Source organism: Roseovarius confluentis, assembly GCF_002917925.1.
Lineage (GTDB): Bacteria > Pseudomonadota > Alphaproteobacteria > Rhodobacterales > Rhodobacteraceae > Roseovarius > Roseovarius confluentis.
Genome location: NZ_PPFE01000005.1, coordinates 179,473 through 204,023, shown reverse-complemented (window position 1 = coordinate 204,023; position 24,551 = coordinate 179,473). Strand labels below are relative to the sequence as shown.

21 protein-coding genes are annotated in these 24,551 nt (G+C 61.5%); 14 read left to right on the top strand and 7 right to left on the bottom strand.

Going from position 1 to position 24,551, the window contains the following annotated elements; all coding sequences use genetic code 11:
* Positions 1 to 49: 49 nt before the first annotated feature.
* The 3 genes from C2I35_RS13785 to C2I35_RS13775 all read right to left on the bottom strand — a co-directional run bounded on the left by C2I35_RS13785 (position 50) and on the right by C2I35_RS13775 (position 3,591).
* On the bottom strand, positions 50 to 940 hold the full coding sequence (locus C2I35_RS13785; RefSeq protein ID WP_103763638.1) for an ABC transporter permease subunit: 891 nt from the start codon (positions 938 to 940) through the stop codon (positions 50 to 52).
* A complete protein-coding gene (locus C2I35_RS13780) occupies positions 937 to 2,433 on the bottom strand; it encodes an ABC transporter ATP-binding protein (RefSeq protein WP_103763637.1) in 1,497 nt (498 codons plus the stop codon). The genes C2I35_RS13785 and C2I35_RS13780 overlap by 4 nt, the downstream gene beginning before the upstream one ends.
* Positions 2,434 to 2,496: 63 nt before the next feature.
* Positions 2,497 to 3,591, bottom strand: a complete 1,095-nt coding sequence (locus tag C2I35_RS13775; RefSeq protein WP_103763636.1) for a polyamine ABC transporter substrate-binding protein — start codon at positions 3,589 to 3,591, stop codon at positions 2,497 to 2,499.
* Between the two features lie 147 nt (positions 3,592 to 3,738).
* Here C2I35_RS13775 and C2I35_RS13770 point away from each other — a divergent pair, with 147 nt between their 5' ends.
* From C2I35_RS13770 to C2I35_RS13760, 3 genes are all read left to right on the top strand, one after another.
* Positions 3,739 to 4,434, top strand: coding sequence for a GntR family transcriptional regulator (locus C2I35_RS13770; RefSeq protein ID WP_103763635.1), 696 nt, complete (start codon positions 3,739 to 3,741; stop codon positions 4,432 to 4,434).
* An 88-nt stretch (positions 4,435 to 4,522) separates the two neighbouring features.
* Positions 4,523 to 5,920 carry an aspartate aminotransferase family protein gene (locus tag C2I35_RS13765; protein ID WP_103763695.1) on the top strand — a complete coding sequence of 466 codons (1,398 nt, stop codon included), beginning with the start codon at positions 4,523 to 4,525 and terminating at the stop codon, positions 5,918 to 5,920.
* Positions 5,921 to 6,025: 105 nt separating this feature from the next.
* On the top strand, positions 6,026 to 7,213 hold the full coding sequence (locus tag C2I35_RS13760) for a leucine-rich repeat domain-containing protein (protein WP_103763634.1): 1,188 nt from the start codon (positions 6,026 to 6,028) through the stop codon (positions 7,211 to 7,213).
* Between the two features lie 156 nt (positions 7,214 to 7,369).
* Here C2I35_RS13760 and C2I35_RS13755 read toward each other — a convergent pair whose 3' ends face one another.
* The gene (locus C2I35_RS13755; RefSeq protein WP_103763694.1) at positions 7,370 to 8,557 is read right to left on the bottom strand and encodes a M24 family metallopeptidase; all 1,188 of its coding nucleotides are present in this window, start codon (positions 8,555 to 8,557) and stop codon (positions 7,370 to 7,372) included.
* Between the two features lie 424 nt (positions 8,558 to 8,981).
* Here C2I35_RS13755 and C2I35_RS13750 point away from each other — a divergent pair, with 424 nt between their 5' ends.
* The 4 genes from C2I35_RS13750 to C2I35_RS13735 all read left to right on the top strand — a co-directional run bounded on the left by C2I35_RS13750 (position 8,982) and on the right by C2I35_RS13735 (position 14,375).
* Complete coding sequence (locus tag C2I35_RS13750) at positions 8,982 to 10,085, top strand: ABC transporter ATP-binding protein (RefSeq protein WP_103763633.1); 1,104 nt, start codon at positions 8,982 to 8,984, stop codon at positions 10,083 to 10,085.
* A gap of 114 nt (positions 10,086 to 10,199) precedes the next feature.
* Entirely contained in the window at positions 10,200 to 11,312 is a 1,113-nt protein-coding gene (locus C2I35_RS13745) for an extracellular solute-binding protein (protein ID WP_103763632.1), read from the top strand.
* Between the two features lie 90 nt (positions 11,313 to 11,402).
* On the top strand, positions 11,403 to 13,142 hold the full coding sequence (locus tag C2I35_RS13740) for an ABC transporter permease (protein WP_211286150.1): 1,740 nt from the start codon (positions 11,403 to 11,405) through the stop codon (positions 13,140 to 13,142).
* A 3-nt stretch (positions 13,143 to 13,145) separates the two neighbouring features.
* Positions 13,146 to 14,375: an ABC transporter permease gene (locus C2I35_RS13735; protein WP_103763631.1), complete on the top strand. Its 1,230-nt coding sequence runs from the start codon at positions 13,146 to 13,148 to the stop codon at positions 14,373 to 14,375.
* A gap of 54 nt (positions 14,376 to 14,429) precedes the next feature.
* Here C2I35_RS13735 and C2I35_RS13730 read toward each other — a convergent pair whose 3' ends face one another.
* Positions 14,430 to 15,818, bottom strand: coding sequence for a citrate lyase subunit alpha (locus C2I35_RS13730; protein WP_103763630.1), 1,389 nt, complete (start codon positions 15,816 to 15,818; stop codon positions 14,430 to 14,432).
* A 29-nt stretch (positions 15,819 to 15,847) separates the two neighbouring features.
* Positions 15,848 to 16,714, bottom strand: coding sequence for a branched-chain amino acid aminotransferase (locus tag C2I35_RS13725; protein WP_103763692.1), 867 nt, complete (start codon positions 16,712 to 16,714; stop codon positions 15,848 to 15,850).
* 156 nt (positions 16,715 to 16,870) lie between these two features.
* On the opposite strand from C2I35_RS13725, the gene C2I35_RS13720 reads away from it, so the two are divergent.
* The 6 genes from C2I35_RS13720 to C2I35_RS13690 all read left to right on the top strand — a co-directional run bounded on the left by C2I35_RS13720 (position 16,871) and on the right by C2I35_RS13690 (position 22,658).
* Positions 16,871 to 17,368 carry a MarR family winged helix-turn-helix transcriptional regulator gene (locus C2I35_RS13720; RefSeq protein ID WP_103763629.1) on the top strand — a complete coding sequence of 166 codons (498 nt, stop codon included), beginning with the start codon at positions 16,871 to 16,873 and terminating at the stop codon, positions 17,366 to 17,368.
* Positions 17,365 to 18,066 carry a response regulator gene (locus C2I35_RS13715; RefSeq protein WP_103763628.1) on the top strand — a complete coding sequence of 234 codons (702 nt, stop codon included), beginning with the start codon at positions 17,365 to 17,367 and terminating at the stop codon, positions 18,064 to 18,066. The genes C2I35_RS13720 and C2I35_RS13715 overlap by 4 nt, the downstream gene beginning before the upstream one ends.
* Positions 18,067 to 18,386: 320 nt before the next feature.
* Positions 18,387 to 19,790, top strand: a complete 1,404-nt coding sequence (leuC, locus tag C2I35_RS13705) for a 3-isopropylmalate dehydratase large subunit (protein ID WP_103763626.1) — start codon at positions 18,387 to 18,389, stop codon at positions 19,788 to 19,790.
* Positions 19,790 to 20,395 carry a 3-isopropylmalate dehydratase small subunit gene (leuD, locus tag C2I35_RS13700; protein WP_103763625.1) on the top strand — a complete coding sequence of 202 codons (606 nt, stop codon included), beginning with the start codon at positions 19,790 to 19,792 and terminating at the stop codon, positions 20,393 to 20,395. The genes leuC and leuD overlap by 1 nt, the downstream gene beginning before the upstream one ends.
* 362 nt (positions 20,396 to 20,757) lie before the next feature.
* Positions 20,758 to 21,597 (top strand): hypothetical protein, encoded by an 840-nt coding sequence (locus C2I35_RS13695; RefSeq protein ID WP_103763624.1) that lies wholly within the window; start codon positions 20,758 to 20,760, stop codon positions 21,595 to 21,597.
* A gap of 41 nt (positions 21,598 to 21,638) precedes the next feature.
* Positions 21,639 to 22,658, top strand: a complete 1,020-nt coding sequence (locus tag C2I35_RS13690) for an endonuclease/exonuclease/phosphatase family protein (protein WP_103763623.1) — start codon at positions 21,639 to 21,641, stop codon at positions 22,656 to 22,658.
* Here C2I35_RS13690 and C2I35_RS13685 read toward each other — a convergent pair.
* The gene (locus C2I35_RS13685) at positions 22,622 to 23,554 is read right to left on the bottom strand and encodes a Rossmann-fold NAD(P)-binding domain-containing protein (protein ID WP_211286149.1); all 933 of its coding nucleotides are present in this window, start codon (positions 23,552 to 23,554) and stop codon (positions 22,622 to 22,624) included. The genes C2I35_RS13690 and C2I35_RS13685 overlap by 37 nt on opposite strands.
* A gap of 108 nt (positions 23,555 to 23,662) precedes the next feature.
* Between C2I35_RS13685 and C2I35_RS13680 the strand changes: the two genes are divergently transcribed.
* Positions 23,663 to 24,547, top strand: coding sequence for a LysR family transcriptional regulator (locus C2I35_RS13680; protein WP_245890493.1), 885 nt, complete (start codon positions 23,663 to 23,665; stop codon positions 24,545 to 24,547).
* Positions 24,548 to 24,551 lie beyond the last annotated feature (4 nt).

Genomic DNA, 24,551 nt, shown 5'->3' with positions numbered 1-24,551 from the left:
GCTTTGACAAAGCTTTTGGCAAAACTCTTCTCAAGAGTTTTGCGGCCCCTCATCCTTCCGCCTCCCGCTGCTTCTGCTCGTTGCGCTGGAACAGCACGATGGGAATGATCAGGATCAACAGCAGGATGACCGCCACCGCGCTCGCCACCGGCCAGTCGCGGTTGTTGAAGAATTCCTCGAACAGCACCTTGCCGATCATCAGAGTCTGCGACCCGCCCAGCAGCGATGGGATCACGAATTCGCCCATCACCGGGATGAAGACAAGGAAGCACCCCGCGATGATCCCGTTCTTCGACAGTGGCAGCGTCACCAGCCAGAAGGCCGTCAGCCGCGAACACCCAAGGTCTTCGGCCGCTTCCAGCAGGCTGTCATCCATTCGCTCCAGCGTCGAATAGATCGGCAGGATCATGAACGGCAGATAGGTATAGATGATCCCGATATAGACCGCGACATTGGTGTTCAGAATCATCAGAGGTTCCGAAATCAGACCCAAACCCAGCAGAAGCTGGTTCAGATACCCTTCGGTCGACAGGATCCCCATCCACGAATAGACCCGGATCAGAAAGCTGGTCCAGAACGGCAGGATCACCAGCATCAGCAGCGTCGGCCGCCAGTGGTTCGGCGCGCGCGCCATGGCATAGGCGATCGGGTAGCCCACCAGCAGCGTCAGGATGGTCGAAATCACCGCGATCTGCAGCGAGGACAGGTAGGATTTCCAGTATAGGTCGTCCTCTGTCAGGAACACGAAATTCTCGAAATCGAGCGCGGCGAAGAACGCCTTCACGCCCTCCCACCCTTCGGACAGGTCCAGCTGCGGCGTGTAGGGCGGGATCGACAGCTCGATATCCGAAAGGCTGATCTTCAGCACGATGGCAAACGGCACCAGGAACAGCGCCAGAAGCCACAGGTAAGGCACGATGATGAGGGCCACGCGCCTCATGACGTCAACACCACGCCCGCCGTGCCGGTCCAGCTGACCCAGACCTCGTCTTCCCAGGTGATGTCCCGGCGCGAGATGCGCCGGGTGTTGGCCAACTGCGCCTTGATCATCGTGCCGTTTTCCAACTCGACGTGATAGGTCGACAGATTGCCGAGATAAGCGATGTCGATCACCTTGCCCTTCAGCGCATTGACCGCGTCGGGCCTGGTCTTGGAAATGCCGACCTTCTCGGGGCGCAGCGCCAGCTTCACTTGCGTGCCATCCTCCAGATCCGGCGCGTCGAGCGCGATCAGAGGCGGCTGCCCCTCGGCCCAGTCGATGGTGATACCGCCTTCCGGGATATCGTTGGTTTCGGCGGGAACAGTCTCTGGTTCTTCACGCTTCGCCGTGCGTTCCGCGTCGCTTGGCGGCGGCAGTTGCCGCACGATATCGGTGCGTGGCCCAAAGACCCTGGCCCAGACCTTGTCATGCAGCCAGAGACCCAACTTGTTGGGTTGCGGCCCTTGCGCAGGTGTCGCCTTTGCCGCTTTCGGCTCGGCGGGCGCGGGGTCATCGGACGCGACAGGCGCCTCCGGGTCTGCCGGTACGCCGATCTCGGCCACCGCCTCGGGCGTCTCGACAGTCTCTGTTTCAGGCGTTTCGGCCTCTTGCGGTGCAGGTTCGGCCTCGGTCTCGGACGCGTCGGCAGCCGCAGGCTTCGCCCCCGGCGTCCGATTCATCGCCGTGCCGGAAAACAGCGTCACGTCGCCGATGAAATCCGCCACATAGGCCGAGATCGGCGCCTCGTAAATCTCGTCCGGTGTGGCGATCTGCACGATCCGACCGTCATCCATCACCGCGACGCGGCTGGCCACGGTCATCGCCTCTTCCTGGTCGTGGGTGACGATCACGAACGTCGTGCCGGTCTTTTCCTGGATATCCATCAACTCGAACTGCGTGTCCTGCCGCAGCTTGGCATCCAGCGCCCCCAGCGGTTCATCGAGCAAAAGCAGCTTCGGCCCCTTTGCCAGGCTGCGCGCCAGCGCCACGCGCTGCCGTTGCCCGCCGGAAATCTGGTGCGGCTTGCGGCCCGCGAACTTCTCCAGCCGGGTCAGCTTCAGCATCTCGTCCACCCGCGCCGCGATCTTGTCGGCGGGCAACTTGTCGCGCTTCAGGCCAAACGCGATGTTGTCGCGCACCGACAGGTGCGGAAACAGCGCGTAGGACTGGAACATCATGTTCACTTCCCGCTTGTTCGGCGGGATCGGCGCGATGTCGCGCCCGCCCAGCAGGATCGTGCCCTCGGTCGGCGTCTCGAACCCCGCCAGCATCCGCATCATCGTCGTCTTGCCACAGCCCGACGGGCCCAGCAGGGCAAAGAATTCCTGCGCGTAGATGTCGAACGACTGGTCGTCGATGGCGGTGAACGTGCCGAACCGCTTGGTCACGTTCTTGAACTGGATCAGCGGCTTTTCATTCGGATCGTTCCACGGCGCGAACCTGCATTCCGGCATTGCTGTCCCCTTGAAGGAATGAACCCGCGCAACCGTGCTGCGCGGGTCCTGACGTCTGGTGTCTTACGTGCCGGACTTGATCTTGGTCCAGAGACGGGTCACCGTCCTTTGCACCTTCGCCGGATAGGGCTTCTTGATATAGGTGTTCTCAAGAGCGGCTTCCGACGGATAGATTGCCGGATCGTTGATCACGTCTTCCTCCAGATACTCCTGCGACGCCTTGTTGCCATTGGCGTAGTAGACATAGTTCGAGGCCGCCGCCATGTTCTCGGCATCCATGATGAAGTTCAGGAACTTGTGCGCACCCTCCGGGTTCGGCGCGTCGGCGGGGATCGCCATCATGTCGAACCACATCACCGCGCCTTCGCTCGGCGCGTTATAGGCGATCTCGACACCGTTATCCGCCTCGGCGGCACGGTCCCGCGCCTGCAGCACGTCGCCGGACCAGCCGATCGCCACGCAGATATCGCCATTGGCCAGCCCGTTGATGTACTCGCTGCTGTGGAATTTCTGCACATGCGGCCGCACGGACATCAGCAGTTCGCCGGCCTGTTCAAGCTCGTCCTCGTCATGGCTGTTCGGGTCGAGACCAAGATAGGTCAACGCCGCCGGGATCACCTCGTCCGGCGCATCAAGGAAATGCACGCCGCATTCGGCCAGCTTTTCCATGTTCTCGGGCTCGAAGATCAGCGACAGGCTGTCGATCGGGGCATCCTCGCCCAGGACTTCCTGCACCTTGCCGGTGTTCACGCCGATGCCCGTCGTGCCCCACATGTAGTTGATCGCGTATTCGCTGATCGGAATGTCGGAATCATAGCCCGTCAGGCGGTCCTTGATCACGTCCCACAGGTTGTCCGAGTTGGGCAGCTGGTCATAATCCAGCTTCTGGAACGCGCCCGCCTGGATCTGGCGCAGCAGGAAGCTGCCCGTGGGCACCACCACGTCATAGCCCGAGCCACCGGCCAGCATCTTGGTTTCCAGCACTTCGTTGCTGTCGAACACGTCATAGACCAGCTCCAGCCCGGTCTCTTCCTCGAACTGGGTCAGCAGGTCCTCGTCGATATAGTCGGACCAGTTGTAGACGCGCACTTCCTGCGCCATGGCGCTCGTCGCGCCCAGCGCCAGCACGGCGGTCATGGTCAGAAACTTCTGTGTCATTCGGTATCTCCCTTGGTTCGGCGCTTGTTGCGCCTTGGCCCGGGATTTGATCAAACAAAACCGGACATGGCAATATGGTAATGCTTTCACGCAGCCGCTAAACTCGCAAGGCGATTGCATGGATCGCCGCGACGGAAAGCAGATCGAATGACCAGACACGCCCAGAAATTCGGCACCGATGGCGCGCCGGAGACGCGCGTTCCGGCGCATGAGTTGATCTATCGCGAATTGCGCGCGTTGGTGCTGTTCGGCGACCTGGCGCCGGGGCAGGCGGTGACGATACAGGGCCTGACCGACCGCCTTGGCGCCGGCATGACCCCGGTGCGCGAGGCGATCCGCCGGCTGACCGCCGAGGGCGCGCTGGAGTTTCGCGGCAACCGCCGCGTGGTGGTCCCGACCCTGACCGCCGACAATATCTCCGAGCTGATCCTGGCCCGCCAATGGCTCGATCCGCACCTTACTTTAAGGGCGACCGAGCGTGCAGCACTGGAAGACCTCGACCACCTGACCGCGCTCGACAGTGACCTCGATGCGGCCATCGACGGCGGCGACCTGCGGTCCTATCTCGAGCTGAACTACGCCTTTCACGCGCATATCTACACCATCGCGGACGCCCCCATACTCGCCGATCTGGCCGATGGGTTGTGGCTGCGGTTCGGCCCGTCCCTGCGGGTCGTCTGCGGGCGCATGGGCACCCAGAACCTGCCGGACAAGCACAAGGATATGCTGGACGCCATGCACGCCCGCGATGCCGAAGCCGCGGCCCGCGCCATCCGCGAGGACGTGATCCAGGGAATGGAGCAGGTCCGCGTTTCGCTGGAGCAGTCCGCCGGTTTGACGTGATTCGATTGACTCAGAATAATTTGATCATATTCTGGCGCAAACGGACCGGCCCGCCCTGTCCGGTCCCCCGATCATGAAAGGTACCGCCATGACCGCCATCACCAATCATATGCCCACCGCCGAGCTTCAGGCGCTGGATGCCGCGCATCACCTGCACCCCTTCACCCATGGCGACGCGCTCAACAAGAAGGGCGCGCGTGTCATCACCCGCGCCAGGGGCGTGACCCTGACCGACAGCGAAGGGCATGATTATCTCGACGCCATGGCGGGCCTGTGGTGCGTCAATATCGGCTATGGCCGCGAGGAACTGGCCGAGGCCGCCGCCCGCCAGATGAAGGAACTGCCCTATTACAACACCTTCTTCCAGACGACCCACGTGCCCGCCATCGCGCTGGCCGACAAGCTGGCGCAGCTGACGCCGCACGACCTGAACCACGTCTTCTTCGCCTCCTCGGGGTCCGAGGCGAACGACACCAATATCCGCCTCGTCCGCACCTATTGGGAGCAGAAGGGCCATCCCGAGAAAAAGGCCATCATCAGCCGCAAGAACGCATACCATGGCTCGTCCATGGGCAGTGCCAGCTTGGGCGGCATGGCCGCGATGCATGCCCAGGGCGGCATGCCGATCCCCGACATCCATCACATCGACCAGCCCTACTGGTACGGCGAGGGAAAAGACACTGATCCAGCCGAATTCGGGCTTGAGCGCGCCCGCCAGCTCGAGGACAAGATCCTCGAACTGGGCGAAGACAAGGTCGCCGCCTTCATCGGCGAGCCGGTGCAGGGCGCGGGCGGCGTGATCGTTCCGCCCGAAACCTACTGGCCCGAAATCCAGCGCATCTGCCGCAAGTACAACATCCTGTTGATCGCCGACGAGGTGATCTGCGGCTTCGGGCGCACCGGCAACTGGTTCGGCTCGGAAACCTTCGACATCAAGCCCGACGTCATGACCATCGCCAAGGGTGTCAGCTCGGGCTATGCCCCTGTCGGCGGCTCACTGGTCAGCGACGAGGTGGCCGAGGTGCTGAACGGCTGCGAGTTCGCCCACGGCTACACCTATTCCGGCCACCCGGTGACCTGCGCGGTGGCGCTGGAAAACCTGCGCATCCTCGACGAGGAAGGCATCGTCACCCGCGTCGGGTCCGAGACCGCGCCTTACCTGAAGGAAAAATGGGAAACCCTAGCCGATCACCCGCTGGTGGGCGAGGCCGCGATCTGCGGCCTGATGGGCTCCATCGCGCTCAGCCCCGACAAGGCCAACCGCGCCAGGTTCGCCGCCGATGCCGGCACCGCGGGCCTGATCTGTCGCGAGCATTGCTTTTCCAACGGCCTGATCATGCGTCACGTCGGCGACCGCATGGTGATCTCGCCGCCGCTGGTCATCACCAAGTCCGAGATCGACACGCTGGTCGAACGGGCAAACATCGCCCTCGACCTCGCGCACAAGCAATTGAAAGACGAAGGCCTGATGAAAGCGGCCAGCTAGGCCGCGCCATTGAAATTGACCAAGGACGCCCATCTTTCGTCCCAATGAAGAAAGAGACTGCCGCGCAAAGCAATTGCGTGGCAGTTTCATTTCAGGGGCAGAACAGTGTCTAAATACATTGCATTTATCGGGCTGATCCTCGGTGTCATTCTTATCGTGGGCGCGGGGCTCGTGACGTGGTCTCAGGCCATCGGCCCCAAGGCCACGGCTGAACCCAGCCATGACGAAAAGCTGCTGGCCAAGATCGAGGAGATGGCGAAGGACCCGGTCGTCAAAGCGCGGGCGCCACGAACCTCGGAATTCATCCTCGAAAAAGCCCGCACCACCGTCGCCGAACAGAACGGTCCCCCGATCCCTTGTGACGCGGACGGCTTGCCGGGTATCCGTTTCGGATCGCAATGCGTGACGTCCCAATCCGAGAGCATCGTTTCGATGCGCGGCCCGCAATTCGGCTGGCTGTCGGAGTTTCAGGGCAATACCTCGATCCGCACGATCATGAGCACGGGGGCCGAGGCTGATGATCTGAGCCTGCTGACCGGCCTGCCGAACCTGACCCGCCTGAGCCTTTTCGGGGCGAAGGTGAACGATTTCAGCACCTTGTCGAAATTGAACGATCTGACCGTGCTGAACATCGGGTCCAGCAACATCTCCGATATTTCCTTCGTCGCGGATATGCCCAACCTTCGCGTTTTGCAGATCTTCGCGACCGACATCTCGGACCTGTCCCCGCTTGCCGGGCATCCCGCGCTGCAGGAACTGGACATTTCCCAGACCGCCGTGACCGACCTGTCGCCCCTCGCCGACGTGTCGACATTGGTCAAACTGGTGATGGAACAGACGGAGGTGGCTGACCTGTCGCCGCTGGCAGGCTTGACGCGGTTGAACACCCTGTCGCTTCGGGACATGCCGGTGTCCGACCTGTCGCCGCTGTCGGATCTGACCGAGCTGCGCTCGCTTTACCTCGGCGGCGCTGCCGTCACCGATATCAAGCCGCTCGCCGGGATGACCCAACTTACGACCCTCGACATGGATCGAACGGCGGTGTCGGATCTCTCGTCCCTTTCGGGCATGAAGTCCCTGAACAGGCTCTATCTCAGCGAAACGCAGGTGAGCGACCTTGTGCCCTTGTCAGGCTTGCCCGAGCTCTCCCGCCTCGATCTAAGCGCGACGCCGGTGCGCGACCTGACCCCGATTGCTGACCTGCCCAAGCTCAGGACGTTGGAGCTCAAGGATGCGGATCGGGCCGATATCGGTCCGCTTCTGGGCCGCGATTGGATCACGGTACGGCAGTAAACGTAAACGCCGGCTCGATGCGCCGTACGCTCTGCAAACCCTCCAGGATGCCGAACATGGCACCGTCGCCATACCACCCGGATACCGACGCGATACCGACGTGCCATTTCGGCGTCTCAGCCAGCGTTTACCGTGGTTCCCGCCGGCTGATTCGCGTCAGTCCTTGACGAACATCTGCCGGGGCATGTTGCACAGGCATTCCGCCGGTCCGTCCTCGTTGATCAGGATCGTCTCGGTCGTCTCCAGACCCCAGGTATCCATCCAGAGGGCCGGCATGAAGTGGAACACCATGCCGGGTTCCAGCACCGTGTCATCCTCCAACCTGATCGACGCCGTCCGCTCGCCCCAGTCGGGTGGATAGCTGACGCCGACAGGGTAGCCCATGCGCCCTTCGCGCTTGATTTCGTACTTGGCCAGAACATCCAGAAGGGCCTGCGCGATATCGCAGGTGCGGTTGCCGGGTCGCGCCGCTTCCAGCCCCGCCTCGATGCCTTCCAGCTGCGCTCTCTCGGCGTCGCGTATGTCCTGCGGCGGCTCGCCGCCAAGGAAAACCGTCCGGCACAGCGGCGCATGATAGCGGCGGTAACACCCTGAAAGTTCGAAGAAAGTCGCCTCGCCGGCCTGCATCGGGTTGCCGTTCCAAGTCAGGTGCGCGGCGGTGGCATCGAGGCCCGAAGGGGTCAGCGGCATGATCGCCGGATAGTCGCCCCAGTCGTCATCCACGCCCTCGATCCCGGCCTTCAGGATGTTGGCCACAAGGTCGTTCTTGCGCAGCCCGGGCTCCGCCATGTCGATGGCGGTGCGCATCACCTTTTCCGAGATGCGGGCGGCCTTGCGGATCAACACCAGCTCCTCTTCGGATTTGACGATCCGCTGCCAGTTCACAAGCGTCGTGGCGTCGACGATCTTGGCTTTCGGCATTTCCTCGCACAGCACGGCATGGGCCTTGGCGGAGTAGTAATAGTTCTCCATTTCCACGCCGATCGTCGCGGTTTCCAGCCCGTACCGCTTGAGCACTTCCGCCAGATCCTGCATCGGATGGCGTTCGGTCGACTGCACGAAATGGTCGCCATATCCAAGGATGAAATCGTGCTCCATCCAACAGGTCCTGCGCCCCCCCAGCATGTCCATGTGCCGGCCCCACCAAAGCGGCGGGCCGTCCATCGTCAGGATCGCCCCCTGGTGCACGTAGAAGGACCATCCGTCATAGCCGGTCAGCCAGTTCTGGTTGGACGGATCGGTGATGAAAACGGCGTCGAGGCCGCGCTCTTCCATCGCGGCACGGGCCCGTTTCAAGCGGCGGTCGTACTCGACAGGGGTAAAGGGCAGGTCTTTCATTGTGATGGTGCTCCTCATCATCGTCGGGCGGGATGGAACATCCGCAGCGTGTCGAGCCTGCATCCCAATTCAGGGGATTGCACGCAAAAAATTCGCTTCAGAACGTTGTGACCGACCGACGAAGTAATCTTGCGCGCGGGTGCGGCTCTGGCCCTTTGTATCGGCCGAATGACGCGTCGAACCCCTGCCAAACCGGGCGTTCCAGACCGCGACAAGCCGCGGATTTCGATGAATTTTTGAGCGTCGTTCGACGCGATACAGCGTGAAACACGGGAAAAGTGACTTTTTACTGGGCAGATGCAGGCGATTTGCCTTCAAGCGTATATCGAGCCGGATGAGTTTATGAGTCTGCTTGCATCAGCGGCGGAAACTAGCTTTATTCCAAGCAAAGCGCGGGGAAACCGCGGACAAAAACGATGGGGAGACACTCTTGACCGAAGCGCAAGCGAGCGATGCGTTCGTCGCATTTGATCGCGTTCAGAAAAGCTACGACGGCGAGACGCTTGTCGTGAAGGATCTGAACCTTTCCATGCCCAAGGGCGAGTTCCTGACCATGCTCGGGCCGTCCGGGTCGGGCAAGACCACCTGCCTGATGATGCTGGCGGGGTTTGAGACCGCCACCCACGGCCGCATTCTGCTTGATGGCGTTTCCATCAACGATATCCCGCCGCACAAGCGTGGCATCGGCATGGTGTTCCAGAACTACGCCCTATTTCCTCACATGACCGTGGCCGAGAACCTGTCTTTCCCGCTGGAAGTGCGCAAGATCGGCAAGTCCGACCGCGAGGCCAAGGTCAAGCGGGCGCTGGACATGGTGCAGATGGGCGACTTCGGTGGCCGACGTCCGGCTCAGCTTTCGGGCGGTCAGCAACAGCGGATCGCGCTGGCCCGCGCTCTGGTGTTCGAGCCCGAGCTGGTGCTTATGGACGAACCGCTGGGCGCACTCGACAAACAATTGCGTGAGCACATGCAGTTCGAGATCACCAATCTGGCGCATGATCTTGGCATCACCACGGTCTACGTGACCCACGACCAGACCGAGGCACTGACAATGTCGGACCGCGTCGCGGTGTTCGACGATGGCCGCATCCAGCAGCTTGCGCCACCGGACGAGCTGTACGAAAGCCCGCAGAACAGCTTCGTCGCGCAGTTCATCGGCGAGAACAACACGCTGGAAGGCACCGTCAAGGAGATCCAGGGCGGTCTCGCGCAGGTGCAGCTGGACGATGGTGGAATCATCGATTGCAAGCCGGTCAACGTCAGCGAAGTAGGCGAACGTACCCGCGTCTCGATCCGGCCTGAACGTGTCGAATTCGACAAGAAGCGCCTCAAGGAAGGCACTCATACGATCAAGGCCGAAGTGCTGGAATTCATCTATATGGGTGACATCTTCCGCACGCGCCTCAGCGTGGCGGGCAACGACAATTTCGTGATCAAGTCGCGGAACGCGCCGGACCAGACGCGGCTCAAGCCGGGTGAGACGATAGAGATCGGCTGGCTGCCCGAAGATTGCCGCGCACTGGATGCGAACTAGGAGTTTAAGGCATTCGGGCGGGCCTCTGAGCTAGCCCGGATAGAACGAGGTCCGCATGTTGTTCCCGTGACATGGGGCCCGAAAGGTAAACGGGAGTACTTTTGGGAGTATGACATGAAACTGACGAAAACACTCATGGCCACAACCGCACTGACGGTTGCAGCCGCGTCGGCTCACGCACAGGAAATGGCCGACTCGATGACCGTCGTGTCCTGGGGCGGCGCCTATCAGGCGAGCCAGAAGAACGCGTATACCGACCCCTACCAGGAAATGAACGAAGGCCTGGAAGTGATCTGGGACGAAAGCTTAAACGAGGCCGTGGCCAAGCTGCGCGCGATGGACGAGGCCGGGAACATCACCTGGGACGTCGTCGACGTCGTGGCCGCTGACGCGCTGCGCCTGTGCGACGAAGGTCTGGCGATGGAAATCGACCCCGAGGAAGACCTGGCCGCGGCACCCGACGGAACCTCGGCCGAGGAAGACTTCGGTGAACTGCTGGTCGGTGACTGCTTCATCCCGCAGATCGTCTATTCGACCACCTTCGGCTATCGCACCGACATGGTTCCGGAAGGCGTGGAAGCGCCCAACGACATCTGCGACGTGTTCGACTTGGAAACCTACCCGGGCAAGCGCGCGCTGGAGAAGCGCCCGATCAACAACGTCGAATGGGCGCTGCTGTGTGACGGCGTTCCGAAAGAAGAAGTCTACGACGTTCTGGCCACAGCTGAAGGTCAGCAACAGGCGTTGGACAAGCTGGCAACCATCAAGGACGACGTAATCTGGTGGTCCGCCGGTGCCGACACGCCGCAGCTTCTGGCTGATGGCGAAGTCTTCATGGGCTCGACCTACAACGGTCGCCTGTTTGCCGCGATCGAAGAACAGGATCAGCCGATCGGCATGATGTGGGACGCGCAGGTCTTTGACCTGGACGGCTGGATCATCCCCGAGGGCCTGCCCGAGGATCGCCTGGCCCGCGCCAAGGACTTCATCATGTTCGCGACCGACACGCAGCGTCTGGCCGACCAGGCCAAGTACATCTCGTACGGTCCGGCCCGTGCCTCCTCGGCACCGCTGGTGGGTCAGCACGCGGAACTGGGTATCGACATGGCTCCGCACATGCCGACCGACCCGGACAACGCCGAGAACACGTTCCTCTACAACTACGAGTTCTGGGCTGACTACCGCGACGACATCGACGCCAAATTCCAGGCGTGGCTGGCGCAATAAGCGGTCCGCTTGAAGCTACCTGGAAGGGCCGCGCGCGGCCCTTCCACACCGATAAGAAAAACAAATCAACAATCTGCCGACGGGGACTTTATGAGCGATGTGACTGACGCCACGACCGGCAAGGCGGCGCCCACGCCAGATGATGGGCTACGCATTGCGGACAGCAACGACAGCGGCCCGGTTCTGGCCGCAGACGGCACACCGCTCAAGAAAAGTCTTTCGCGCACCTTACGCCGCCAGAAGATGCGGGCGCTGCTGCTGATCGCCCCGCTTCTGATCTTCGTTCTGGTTACCTTTATCGTTCCCATCGTTTCAATGCTGTTGCGTTCGGTCGACAACACGATTGTACCGGACACGCTGCCGCAGACGGTCAGCGTGATTTCCGAGTGGGATCCGAATGCAAGCGACCTGCCGGACGAGCCCGTCTACGAGGCGCTTTATTATGACCTGTTCCTCGCCTCCGAGGCGAAGGAACACACCAAGCTGGGCACGCGCCTGAACTACGAACAAACCGGCCTGTCCTCGCAGTTCCGCTCCGTCGGGCGCGACCTTGATGAGATTGGCGAAGACCAGATCGACGCGCTCGAGGATCTGGCCGAGGACACTTGGGATAATGAGGCGTTCTGGTTCGACCTGATGCGCGGCGGTGAGAATGCCGAGAACACCGACCAGGACGTGCTGGACCGTGCCCGTGCCCGGTTGCGAGCCCTGACGGGCGACGCGTTCACAGGCGGCACCGGCTTCCTGCCCGGCGCGGAAATTTCCGCGCTTCTCCCGCGAACGGCCTATGAATACGCCAGCTTCGCGGTTTTTACGGCCATCGCCGAAGAAGACGTGGTGGCCGAGGAAGAGCCGTGGGAATCTGTGAAGATTGCCCTGATCGAAGAACTGCAGGCCGGTGCCGACGTGTCCTCCTACAATGGCTTTGGCGCCGAGGAACTTCGCGCTGCGCAGGAGATGCTGGCCGATCAGCCGCAACAGAATTTCAAGGAATCGTTCCTCGAGATCGATGAGGGCTGGGGCAACCCGCAGACTTGGAAAACGATCAACGTTTACAAGTCGCCCTACACATCGGGCTACTTCCTGAACGCCGCAGATTACCAGCTTGGTTTCGACGGGGTCGAGGCACGGCCCGAGAACCAGCAGATCTACATCAAGCTGTTCATGCGCACGCTTTACATGTCGCTGGTCATCACCGGCAGCTGTATCCTGCTGGGCTATCCGGTGGCGTGGATCCTCGCCAATTTGCCGCTGCGCACGGCGAACGTGCTGATGATCCTTGTTCTGTTGCCCTTCTGGACCTCACTGCTGGTACGGACCTCCGCGTGGAAGGTGCTGTTGCAGCAACAGGGCGTGATCAACGAGATCCTCGTCTGGCTTGGCTTCGTGGATGACGCGAACCGATTAATCTTGATGAACAACGCGACGGGCACGATCATCGCCATGACGCATATCCTGTTGCCGTTCATGATCCTGCCGCTCTACTCGGTGATGAAGACAATCCCGCCATCTTACCTTCGTGCGGCGAAATCGCTGGGCGCGACGAACGTCACGGCCTTCTGGCGGGTCTATTTCCCGCAATCGGTGCCGGGCATCGGCGCGGGCTCGATCCTCGTGTTCATCCTGTCGATCGGGTACTACATCACGCCCGAGATCGTGGGCGGCACCGACGGTGTCTTCATCTCGAACCGGATCGCTTACCACATTTCCAGCTCGCTGAACTGGGGTCTGGCGGCCGCGCTGGGAACGATCCTGCTGGTCGTCGTGCTGGTGCTCTACTGGTGCTACGACAGGATCGTGGGCATCGATAACGTCAAGTTGGGGGGCTAGGTCATGACCGATCAAGACGATGGCTACACAGTCACCATTCCGCGCCCGCCGCTGACCGGGTTCACTTTGCCGCTGACGGCGGTTCTGGGCGCCATGTTCGGCTTTGTCGCGGGTAATGTTTACGGCCAGCCGTGGCTTGGCGCGCTGGTCGGCGCGGTGATCGGGGCGGGTATCGCGGCGCTGGCGCATCAGATGTCGGGCCAGCGCACTCAAACCCGTTGGGGTATAATCGCGGCTTTCGCTGTCGCGGGCTTTCTTGCCGGCGGTCTTGGCGCGGCGATTTCCGGTGTCATCATCGGCGCGGTGCTCAGTTGGTTCGCCTACTGGCTCGACACCGGCGATTATCGCAAGAACGTGCCCATTTACTACACTCCCGGGCAGGTTCTCTGGCACAATACGTTCCTTTTCATCTGCGGCTTCGTGTTCTTCTTCCTGATCGCACCGCTGATCCCCGTGATGTGGCTCAGCTTCAATGCCGAGAACTTCTTTACCTTCACGCCCGAGATGTTGAATTTCCAGGCCGAGGGCTATTCGCTGAAGCACTACCGCGACTTCCTGGGCACCGACGAGTGGATGACGCCGCTGAAGAACTCGCTGATCATCGCGCCTTTCGCCACGTTCATTTCGGTAAGCCTCGGCACATTGGCTGCCATCGGCCTTTCCCAAAGCCACGTTCCCGGGCGACAGGCGATCATGGCAATCCTGATCTCGCCGATGATCGTGCCGCTGATCATCTCGGCCACCGGCATGTTCTTCTTCTACGCGCCGCTGGGCAACTGGCTGGAGGCGAATCTTGGCCTCGACCAAGCGTTCGTGGGCTATGTGAAGGTTATCCTGGCGCACGCGGCACTGGGCGTGCCGTTCGTGATCATCACGGTGACGGCAACACTTGTTGGCTTTGACCGCTCGCTGACACGGGCCTCGGCCAACATGGGCGCGAACCCGGTGACGACGTTCTTCCGGGTTCAAATGCCGCTGATATTGCCGGGGGTGATCTCTGGCGGGCTCTTTGCCTTCATCACGTCCTTTGACGAGGTGGTCGTGGTGCTGTTCGTCGGCTCGGCGCAGCAGCAGACGCTGCCGTGGCAGATGTTTACCGGCCTGCGCGAACAGATCTCGCCCACCATTCTTGCGGCGGCGACGATCCTCGTGACGATCTCGATCCTGCTGCTGACGACGGTGGAGCTGTTGCGCCGCCGGTCCGAGCGTCTGCGCGGGCTGAGTCCGGGCTGAACCTGACGATAACTTTAGGAGAAGCCGGGCCTGCTTGCCCGGCTTTTCTTTTGCTCAAGGTACAAGCGCGCGCACGTGATCTATAACTTTGCCGTCCGGCGCTTCGCATTCGGCAATAACCCGGTCCGCAAATTTCGGCGCTGCACGTTGCGTGGCCTGCGCTTCGGCCTTGTGGCGCAGCTCGTCGAGCGATGACAGCGGCAACCCGGCGCTCTTCGCGGCCCGCGCCAGTTCCGGGGCGGCAGGGGAAATGGCGATGCCTTCTTCCGTAACCACGGCGCCGATGGTGTTGCCCGGCGTGGTGAGACAGGTCAGGCGTTCGACCAGCTTGGGAAATCCGCCGGCGCAAAGCGGGGTTGTCACGATGGCCAGCTTCGCGCCCGCAGCGGTGTCGGCATGGCCGCCCGATCCGCCGATGATCCGCCCGTCGCTGGTGCAGGTCACGTTGACGTTGAAATTCATGTCGACCTCTGCCGCGCCGAGGATCATCACGTCAAGCCGGGAGGCCGCGCTGTCGGGATTGGCAGGGCTCGCGTAGTCCCACGCGGACATCGCGTGATGCGCGGTGTCATTGGCATAGGAGGTCACGGCGGCTCCGTCGAAGGCCTGAACGTCGAGCAAACGGCGGAAGAGTCCGGAATGCAGCATTTGCACCAGTGGCCCGGTGATGCCGCCCGCCGCGAAGTCGCCAACCACGCCGCGTTCGGCCATGACGGGCGCCAGGCTGCGTGCGACTGCAAGAGATGTCGCGCCAGCGCCGGTCTGGAAACTGAACCCATCTTTCAGAAGGCCGCTGCATGCAATGAGGCGGGCAGTCAGGTTGGCGATGGCCTGACCCTTGGCAGACGGCGCACGGGCGGTCGTACCAGAGGCCACCTGCTGCGCATCACCAATGCTGTCGACGGTGACCACGAGATCGACCTGCTCGGCCGGGATGCAAACCCGTGGCAGGTCATGGACATAATGATCGGTGACCGCCGTGACAAAGCCGGCATGGGCGGCATCGACCATTGCGTATCCCAGCGGGCCGCACGCGTTCGGGCCGGCGGCGCCGCCGAGGTTGCGTTTGGCGTCCACCGCCGGAGTGGCGATGAACGCCGCGTCGATTTTCAGTCGGCCTGAGGCAATGGCCTCAGCCCGCCCGCCATGGGTTTGCAGACGGACCGGATGAAGCAGAAGGCCGCGCTGTACCGCCTCGGCGAGAGGCCCGTTCATGTAGGATGTGGTGATCCGTGTAACGGTGCCGTCTTTCACGAAAGGGATCAGTGCCGCATGGCAGGGAAAGAGCGAAGAGGGCGCGATGTGCAGGTTGCGCAGGCCCTCTTCGGCGCAGATCTGCAGGACCTCGCGCATCAGGTCGTCGCCGTTCCGCAGGTGATGGTGAAACGACAGCGTCGCACCGTCAGCCAGGCCTGCGGCCGAAATTGCGGTGCGTACGCTCATGCGGTCGTCTGCGACGCGAAGGCCAAGACCTAAGCGCGCACCAGTTTTTCGTAGCTTTCCGCGATGTCGCGAGTCAGCGCGCCGACCTCGAAATTGTAATCACCGATCTGGCCCACGGGCGTGACCTCGGCGGCGGTGCCGGTCAGCCAGCATTGCTCGAAACCTTCCAGTTCCTCGGGCATGATGTGCCGCTCGTGCACCTTGACCTGGCGGTCCTTCAGCATCCCGATGACCGTCTGGCGCGTGATCCCGTTCAAAAAGCAATCGGGATCGGGCGTATGCACCTCGCCGTCCTTGACGAAGAACATGTTGGCGCCCGTCGCCTCGGCCACGTAGCCGCGATAGTCGAACATCATGGCGTCCGAACAGCCCTTCGCCTCGGCGGCGTGTTTCGAAAGGGTGCAGATCATGTAAAGACCGGCCGCCTTGGCGTGGCTGGGGATAGTTTCGGGGCTGGGCCGCTTCCACTTGGAGATATCGAGCTTGGCACCCTTCATCTTGGCGTCACCGTAATAGGCGCCCCATTCCCAGGCGGCGATGGCCAGGCGAACGGGATTACGAGCCGATGCGACGCCCATATCCTCGCCCGCGCCGCGCCACGCGACCGCGCGGACATAGGCGTTCTCGAACCCGTTGGCTTGCAGTACTTCCATTTTGGCGGCTTCGATCTCGTCCACTGTATAGGGGATCTCGAAATCCAGTTGCCCGGCAGAATAATGCAGACGTTCCGAGTGCTTGCGGCTCTCAAAGATCTTGCCGTTGTAGCACCGCTCGCCTTCGAACACGGAACTGGCATAGTGCAGGCCGTGGGTCAGGATATGCACATTCGCGTCCCGCCATTCGACCAGTTTGCCATCCATCCAGATCTTGCCGTCGCGATCGTCATACGCTGCCATTTTCGCCTCCTCAGCCCAGACTCTTTTCATTTGTTGCGCTAGAAACGTCCGAAGTGGACATAAAATTGCGCATAAACTGCGATTCGCTACCAGTTTGATCTTGGAATGTCAACAAGGCTGACGTATCTTGGCAGCCAAGGCGACGGGAGGACGAACATGGCCGAGGTGCATAGCGGCGAAAACCTGCTGTTTCTGACGGATGAACAGCTGCGCCAGGGGATCGAGGCAATGTTCTTTGCCTATCGCGGGTTCACCGCCGACCCGGACCGTATTCTTGCCACGATGGCCTATGGCCGAGCACATCACCGCGCGCTGCACTTCATCGCGCGTCGTCCCGGCACGACCGTGAACAACCTATTGGGGATACTGGGCGTCACGAAGCAATCCTTGAACCGGGTGCTGCGGACGTTGATCGAGGATGGACTTGTCGAAAGCCAGCAAGGCAAGACGGACCGGCGGGAACGGCACCTGACCCTCACGGACAAGGGGCGCGGACTGGAACAGACCTTGTCCGATGCGCAAAGGGCCCGGATGCGGGCGGCCTATCGCAAGGCGGGCCCCGAGGCCGTGGCGGGATTCCGGCAGGTGCTGGAAGCAATGATGGACCCGGATATGCGGCGGAAGTACCATGCGATCCGGGAGGCAGATACATGAACGATCCGGCGCCGCACCTGCTGATCGTCGATGACGACGAGCGCATCCGCGATCTTCTGCGCAAGTTCCTTGCGCGCAATGGGTTTCTGGTCTCGGTCGCGCGGGACGCAAGCCATGCGCGCCGCGTGTTGTCGGGGCTTGAATTCGACCTGATCGTGATGGACGTGATGATGCCGGGCGAAGATGGCGTGACGCTGACGCGGTCGCTGCGTGAGACGATAGAGACTCCCATCCTTTTGCTGACCGCCAAGGGCGAGACCGACGAGCGCATCGCGGGGCTGGAGGCCGGAGCGGACGACTATCTTGCCAAGCCGTTCGAGCCCAAGGAATTGCTGTTGCGGATCAACGCGATCTTGCGCCGGATGCCTGAACCCCTGCCGGAGCATACCGCACCGAAGGTGCTGAGCATGGGGCCGGTGCGATTCGATATCGAACGGTCGGAACTGATGCGCGGAGAAGACCTTGTCCGGCTGACGGCAACCGAGGTTCAGCTGATGCGCATCTTCGCCGAGAACCTGCGCGAGCCGGTCAGCCGCACCAAGCTGGTCGAGGATCTGGGGCGCGACAAGGGGCAGGCGCAGGAACGCGCGGTGGATGTTCAGATCACCCGGTTGCGGCGCAAGATCGAGGCCGACCCGAAACAGCCGCGCTATTTGCAGACGGTGCGTGGCGAAGGGTACATGCTGGCCCCGGACTGAGGCGCGATCGGAAGGAGCGGCTGCGCCGCGCAGGTTTGGTGAATTGGGGCCAGCCCCCAGGGTTGAAGCGCGGCTTCAACCGAATCCCCGGGAAATTTACGGCCAGAGGAAGGGACGGTTCGGACCACTGTTTCGTTGTGCCCTTGATAGACTCGGAGCGGGGTTGTATCTGACATTCATGATACGGGTTTTCGACATGGACGATCGTGCGCGCCTGCCTTGGCGTTTTTTCGGTGCGGCCTGCACGGTTCTGGCGCGCCTATAGGGCGGTGCCGATACCTGCCATTTTGAGATTTCACTGACACGACGGGAGAGGACCAATGTCCCCCAAGACACTCTATGACAAGATCTGGGATGCCCACCTGGCACATGAGGCCGAGGATGGCACCAGCCTGCTTTATATCGACCGGCACCTGGTACACGAAGTGACCAGTCCGCAGGCCTTTGAAGGGCTGCGTATGGCGAACCGCAAGGTGCGTGCGCCGGACAAGACAATTGCCGTGCCGGACCACAACGTCCCGACCACCGAGGGCCGCGACAATCCCGAAGCCATGCCGGAGGACAGCCGCATCCAGGTGGCCGCGCTCGACAAGAACGCCAAGGATTTCGGTATCCATTATTACCCGGTCAGCGACGTGCGGCAGGGGATCGTTCACATCGTCGGCCCGGAACAAGGCTGGACCTTGCCGGGCATGACCGTGGTTTGCGGCGACAGCCACACGGCGACCCATGGCGCGTTCGGTGCGCTGGCGCACGGGATCGGCACGTCGGAGGTCGAGCACGTTCTGGCGACCCAGACACTGATCCAGACCAAGTCGAAGAACATGAAGGTCGAGATCACGGGCAAGTTGCCTGCCGGTGTGACCGCCAAGGACATTACGCTGTCGGTGATCGGCCTGACCGGAACGGCGGGCGGCACAGGGTACGTGATCGAATATTGCGGCGAAGCGATTCGCGACCTCTCGATGGAAGGACGAATGACCGTCTGCAACATGGCGATCGAGGGCGGCGCCCGCGCTGGCCTTATCGCGCCGGACGAAAAGACCTTTGAATACATCAAGGGCCGTCCTCACGCGCCGAAAGGCGCGCAGTGGGAGGCGGCGCTGGCCTGGTGGAAGACTTTGTATTCCGATGACGACGCGCATTGGGACAAGGTGATCACCATCAAGGGCGAGGATATCGCGCCGGTCGTGACTTGGGGTACCAGCCCCGAGGACGTACTGCCGATCGACGCCGAGGTGCCCACGCCCGAGAGCTTCAGTGGCGGCAAAACCGAGGCAGCCAAGCGCGCGCTGGAATACATGGGTCTCAAAGCGGGTCAGAAGCTGAAGGATATCGAGATCGACACGGTCTTCATCGGCTCCTGCACCAACGGTCGGATCGAAGACCTGCGCGCTGCCGCCGAGATCCTGAAAGGCAAGAAGATCAAGGTGAAGCGGGCGATGGTCGTGCCGGGCTCGGGCCTTGTACGGGCGCAGGCAGAGGAGGAAGGTCTGGCCGAGATCTTTACAGATGCGGGCTTTGAATGGCGGCTTGCGGGCTGTTCCATGTGCCTGGCGATGAACCCGGACCAGTTGCAGCCCGGGGAACGGTGCGCCGCGACGTCCAACCGTAACTTCGAGGGCCGGCAGGGCCGCGGCGGGCGCACGCACCTGATGAGCCCGGCGATGGCCGCGGCGGCGGCGGTGACCGGCAAGCTGACCGACATCCGGGAGATGAACTAATGGAAAAATTCGTGAAACTGACAGGCGTCGCGGCGCCGATGCCGCTGGTCAACATCGACACCGACATGATCATTCCCAAGCAGTTCCTAAAGACGATCAAGCGGTCGGGGCTGGGGGTGAACCTGTTCGACGAGATGCGGTATGACGACAATGGCAACGAGATCCCGGATTTCGTTCTCAACCAGCCCGCGTATCGCGAGGCCAAGATCATCGTGGCCGGCGATAATTTCGGCTGTGGCTCGAGCCGGGAGCACGCGCCTTGGGCGCTGCTCGATTTCGGTATCCGTTGCGTGATCTCCACCAGCTTCGCCGACATCTTCTATAACAACTGCTTCAAGAACGGCATCCTGCCCATCGTCCTGCCGCAGGAAGAGGTGGAAAAGCTGATGGATGACGCGGAGCGTGGGGCGAACGCGGTGCTGACCGTGGATTTGGAAAATCAGGAAATCACCGGCCCGGATGGTGGCACGATCGGATTCGAAGTGGACCCCTGGCGCAAGCACTGCCTGCTGAATGGGCTTGATGATATCGGTCTGACAATGGAAAAGGCCGCGTCGATCGATGCGTTCGAATCGAAGGCTGCGACGGAACGCCCTTGGGTCTGATCCCGAACTGACAGCAGTGCGCCGGCGGCATTGAGTGGCCGGCGCAATCCAGTTCTTAAAACATTAATTAAAACCACAACTTATATTAATCAATTATTGTGGGGGGTTAGCGAGATACCCCTACATGTAGGGTGTGAACACCACAGCGCCTCAAACCGGGCAGCAAATTGATGCAATCTGGCACCACAATTACCATCAAATCGCCGGAAATTCTAACTCTAAAGACTTGGTATCTTGAGCCGGATGGTGAAAGAAGGCAAAAATTGGGCAAGAATGAGGCAAGCCGTCATAATCGACGGACCCAAGTTGGAACAATGGCACGGCATCGAACCGGGTCAGGCCAGTTGGAAGGGAACCGGGCAGTGGTTTCGCAGATCATTAGCGCGCTGACGCGTGCAATACTCGTGGCTTTGCTGGTGGCAACACCGGCACTTGTGCTGCCGTCGGTCGCGACGGACACGGCACAGATCGTCGTGGTGATCGCGCTGCTCTTCTCGTTTCTGACGTTCATCGAGTATTTTGGCCGTTACCCGAGCATTGTCGAGTTCCGGTTCGCCCCACCGTTCAACCGGTTGAAGTTCCTGGCGCTGGTCTTGGTGGTTGTCATGCTGTCGCTGATCGCGCGCGGCAAGATCGAGCCGAGCCCGATCACGCTGATCATCACCTATTTCGCCCAGGCAATCGGCAATGCGATGGATTTTCCGTTCTCGCCGGTGCGTCTTGTCGTGCTGATGTTGCCGCCAGACGCGACGTTGGAGCTTGCCAATAGCGTGCGGATCGCGGCAGGCGTCGCCTACAGCGTGTCGCTGGTCATGATACTGGTCTTCGTCACGCTGGTGCGGCTTCTGGGGTGGCCGATGCGCAACGGCGCGTTCAACGTATGGGTGAACCTGCCGCTTTTCGATCCCACGCGCGGGGGCGACATCGTGGATCGGCTACGGCGCGATTCAGGTCTTAACATTGTGTTAGGAGCTTTGCTGCCATTCTTGATTCCAGCGATCGTGAAGGCGGCATCGCTGGTGATCGAGCCGGTGTCGTTCCAGAGCGAGCAAACATTGATCTGGATGATGACCGTATGGGCCCTTCTTCCTGCAAGCATCTTGATGCGTGGCATCGCCCTTATGCGTGTGGCCGAGTTGATCGAGGAAAAGCGTCGGCGCGTCTACGCCAAGGCCGAGGCCGAGGAATTGCAGAACGCCTGATCGCCGGCATTCTGATCGGGTCCCTTGGCGCTTGGCCCGCGATGGCAGAAACGCTGGTTCGCATCGCAACATTCAACACCGAGCTGGCCCGGAATGGTCCGGGACTTTTGCTGCGCGATATCCTGTCCGAGGAAGATCCGCAGGCGGAGGCTGTCGCACGGGTCATCGCGCAGGCGCAGCCGGATATCATCGCGCTTCAAGATATCGACTATGACCATGACTTGGCCGCCTTGCGGGCGCTGAGTGACAGAATTGCCCATCACGGTCTCAATCTGCGTTATATCTTTGCCCTGCGCCCAAACGCTGGAATGGTGACGGGGCTGGACCTTGACGGAGACGGACGGCTGGGCCGTGCCAGGGACGCACAAGGCTACGGAGAGTTCGCAGGACAGGGTGGTATGGCGGTGCTGTCGCGGTTCCCCATCCTGACCGGCAAGGTGCGTGACTTCAGTGGCTACCTTTGGCGTGACACGCCTGATGCGCAGTTGACGTTGAAGGATGGTACACCGCTATTGCCAAAAGATGTCGCCGCGATTCAGCGCCTTTCAACCGTGGCGCATTGGGACGTCCCGATCCAGGTCGGCGACACGACCCTGCGAGTTCTGACCTTTCACGCCAGCCCGCCGGTGTTTGACGGGTCGGAAGATCGGAACGGACGCAGGAACCATGACGAGATTGTCTTTTGGCTTCACTATCTCGATGGCAGGCTGGATCAGGCACCCGACGCGCCCTTCGTTCTGGCCGGCGACGCCAACCTCGACCCGATTGACGGCGAAGGGCGGAAAGAGGCAATCCGGCGCCTTCTTTCGGATGACCGGCTCCGGGATCCGACGCCGATGCGTAGCGGCGGCTTGAGACAGGGCGAGGCCCATACAGGCGACCCGCGCCTTGACACGGTGGACTGGCCTGCGCCCGTGCCTGGATCGCTTCGGGTCAGCTATGTCCTGCCATCCGCCGAGCTGGAAATCCTGGACAGCGGGATAGTGGCGCACGACACCGAGACGGACATCGAGGAAGCAAGCCGTCACAGGTTGGTTTGGGTCGACCTTTTGGTGAAGTGACAGAACTGAGCGCAGCGCGCGTGTCGGACGCGGCTCAACCATGGCGCGGCAGCCTGGCGGAGCGCATCTTCCACATCAGTATCGCGATAGGTTGGGCAAAGCTCCGACAGGCGCTTGGACCGCAAGCTGTGGGGAGTGTCCCAAAGATAGCGCATCTCCAGCAAGCCCTTTGCCATGGGCCAGACCGGTGCAACCAGCCGAAGCGGTATCCATGACATCCGTCGCACCATGATCTTGCGGCGTGAAATCTGCGACAGAAGATCGGCAATTTGCCTGCCCGTCACGCTGTATCCCGGAAATATGACTTCCTCGTAACTTCCCAGGCGGAACTTCTGCCGCGCAAGGTGTTCGGCCGCTCGCGCAAGGTCGGGTAGAAAGGCCCAGGCATGCAGCGCATCGGGATCACCGGGGTAAAGAATCTGTCCCCGGTCAAAGCACGACATCAGAACCCTGTCGAACCAGCCGCCTGTCGGTTCAGTGTCAATGAAATCACCCGCGCGCAGAAGGATCGTCTGCACGCCGCTGTCACGGTAGCCCTGTTCCACTTCCTGTCGGATGCGCCCCAACGGCGTGGGCGCGGCGTGGTTTGTCCCTTCGCTCCACGGTGCCTTGGCGTCGGGTGGGTAGACATAGACATTTCCCGGCAAGACCACCGCAGCGCCAGAAGCCCGCGCGGCAGCCTGCACCTTGGCGTGAAGCAGGGGGACTTGATCTTTCCAGAGGTGATACGGCGGGTTCCACGCGACCACGATGATATCGGCACCCCGTGCCGCGGTCGTCAGGTCGTCCTGCGCGCGGTTGAATAAACGCACCGTCCAGCCGGCATTCCAGAACGCGTCGGTGGCGTGGCGCCCGAATCGCCCCGTGGCACCCAAAATAAGAACGGTTTTCTGCATCTGTTCATCCCTCGCGCGACGATGATTTACGCCACGTTAGATAATTGAGCGGGAATAGGAATTGCCAAATGTTGCTCATAAGATATTCATTTATGAATGGTAAGCCGCATGTCAGATCTGGATTGGTCGCTCGTCCGCGCGTTCCTTGCGGTGGCGGAAAAGGGATCGCTTTCCGCCGCGGCCCGGCTGTTGGGGGCCAGCCAACCGACGCTTGGACGCCAAGTCCGACAGCTGGAAGAGCAGCTTGGCCAAGTTCTGTTCCACCGCAAAGCAAAGGGCCTGGATCTGACCGAAAGCGGCCAATCCTTGCTGGAACCCGCACGCGCAATGCATCGCGCCATGGTCGAGATCGAGCTTACCGCTGCCGGGCAACAGACACAGGCCGCCGGCGCGGTGCGAATTACCGCAAGCGAGACGGTGTCGGTCTATATTCTGCCGCCGATCCTGGCGCGGCTGAGGGCCGAGCATCCCGGAATCAGCATTGACCTCATGCCTTCGGACAGCACCGAAAACCTTTTGTTCCGCGAGGCCGATATCGCGGTGCGCATGTATCGCCCGGAACAGCTCGAGCTGGTGGCGCGCCACCTTGGGGATTTCCCGCTTGGCCTGTTTGCTTCCCGCGCCTACCTGCACAGCGCAGGACGACCGCGCACCTTCAAGGACCTCTATGACCATCCTCTGATCGGCTATGACCGGAACGAGGAGATCATTCGCGGCATGCAGGAACGTGACATGCCCGCCTCGCGCGAGATGTTTGCCTTTCGATGCGACAGCCACACGGTGGGTTGGGAACTGGTCCGCGCGGGATGCGGTATCGGATTTGGCATGAAGGCGCTGGGCAAGCTTCACGATGATGTCGAGGATCTCGATTTCGATATCGATCTGCCAAGCCTTCCAGTCTGGCTCGCCACCCATCAGGCGCTGCGACACACACCAAGGATTGCCGTGGTTTGGCAGGCTCTTGCAACGGGATTGAAGCCTTACCTTTCTTGACCCT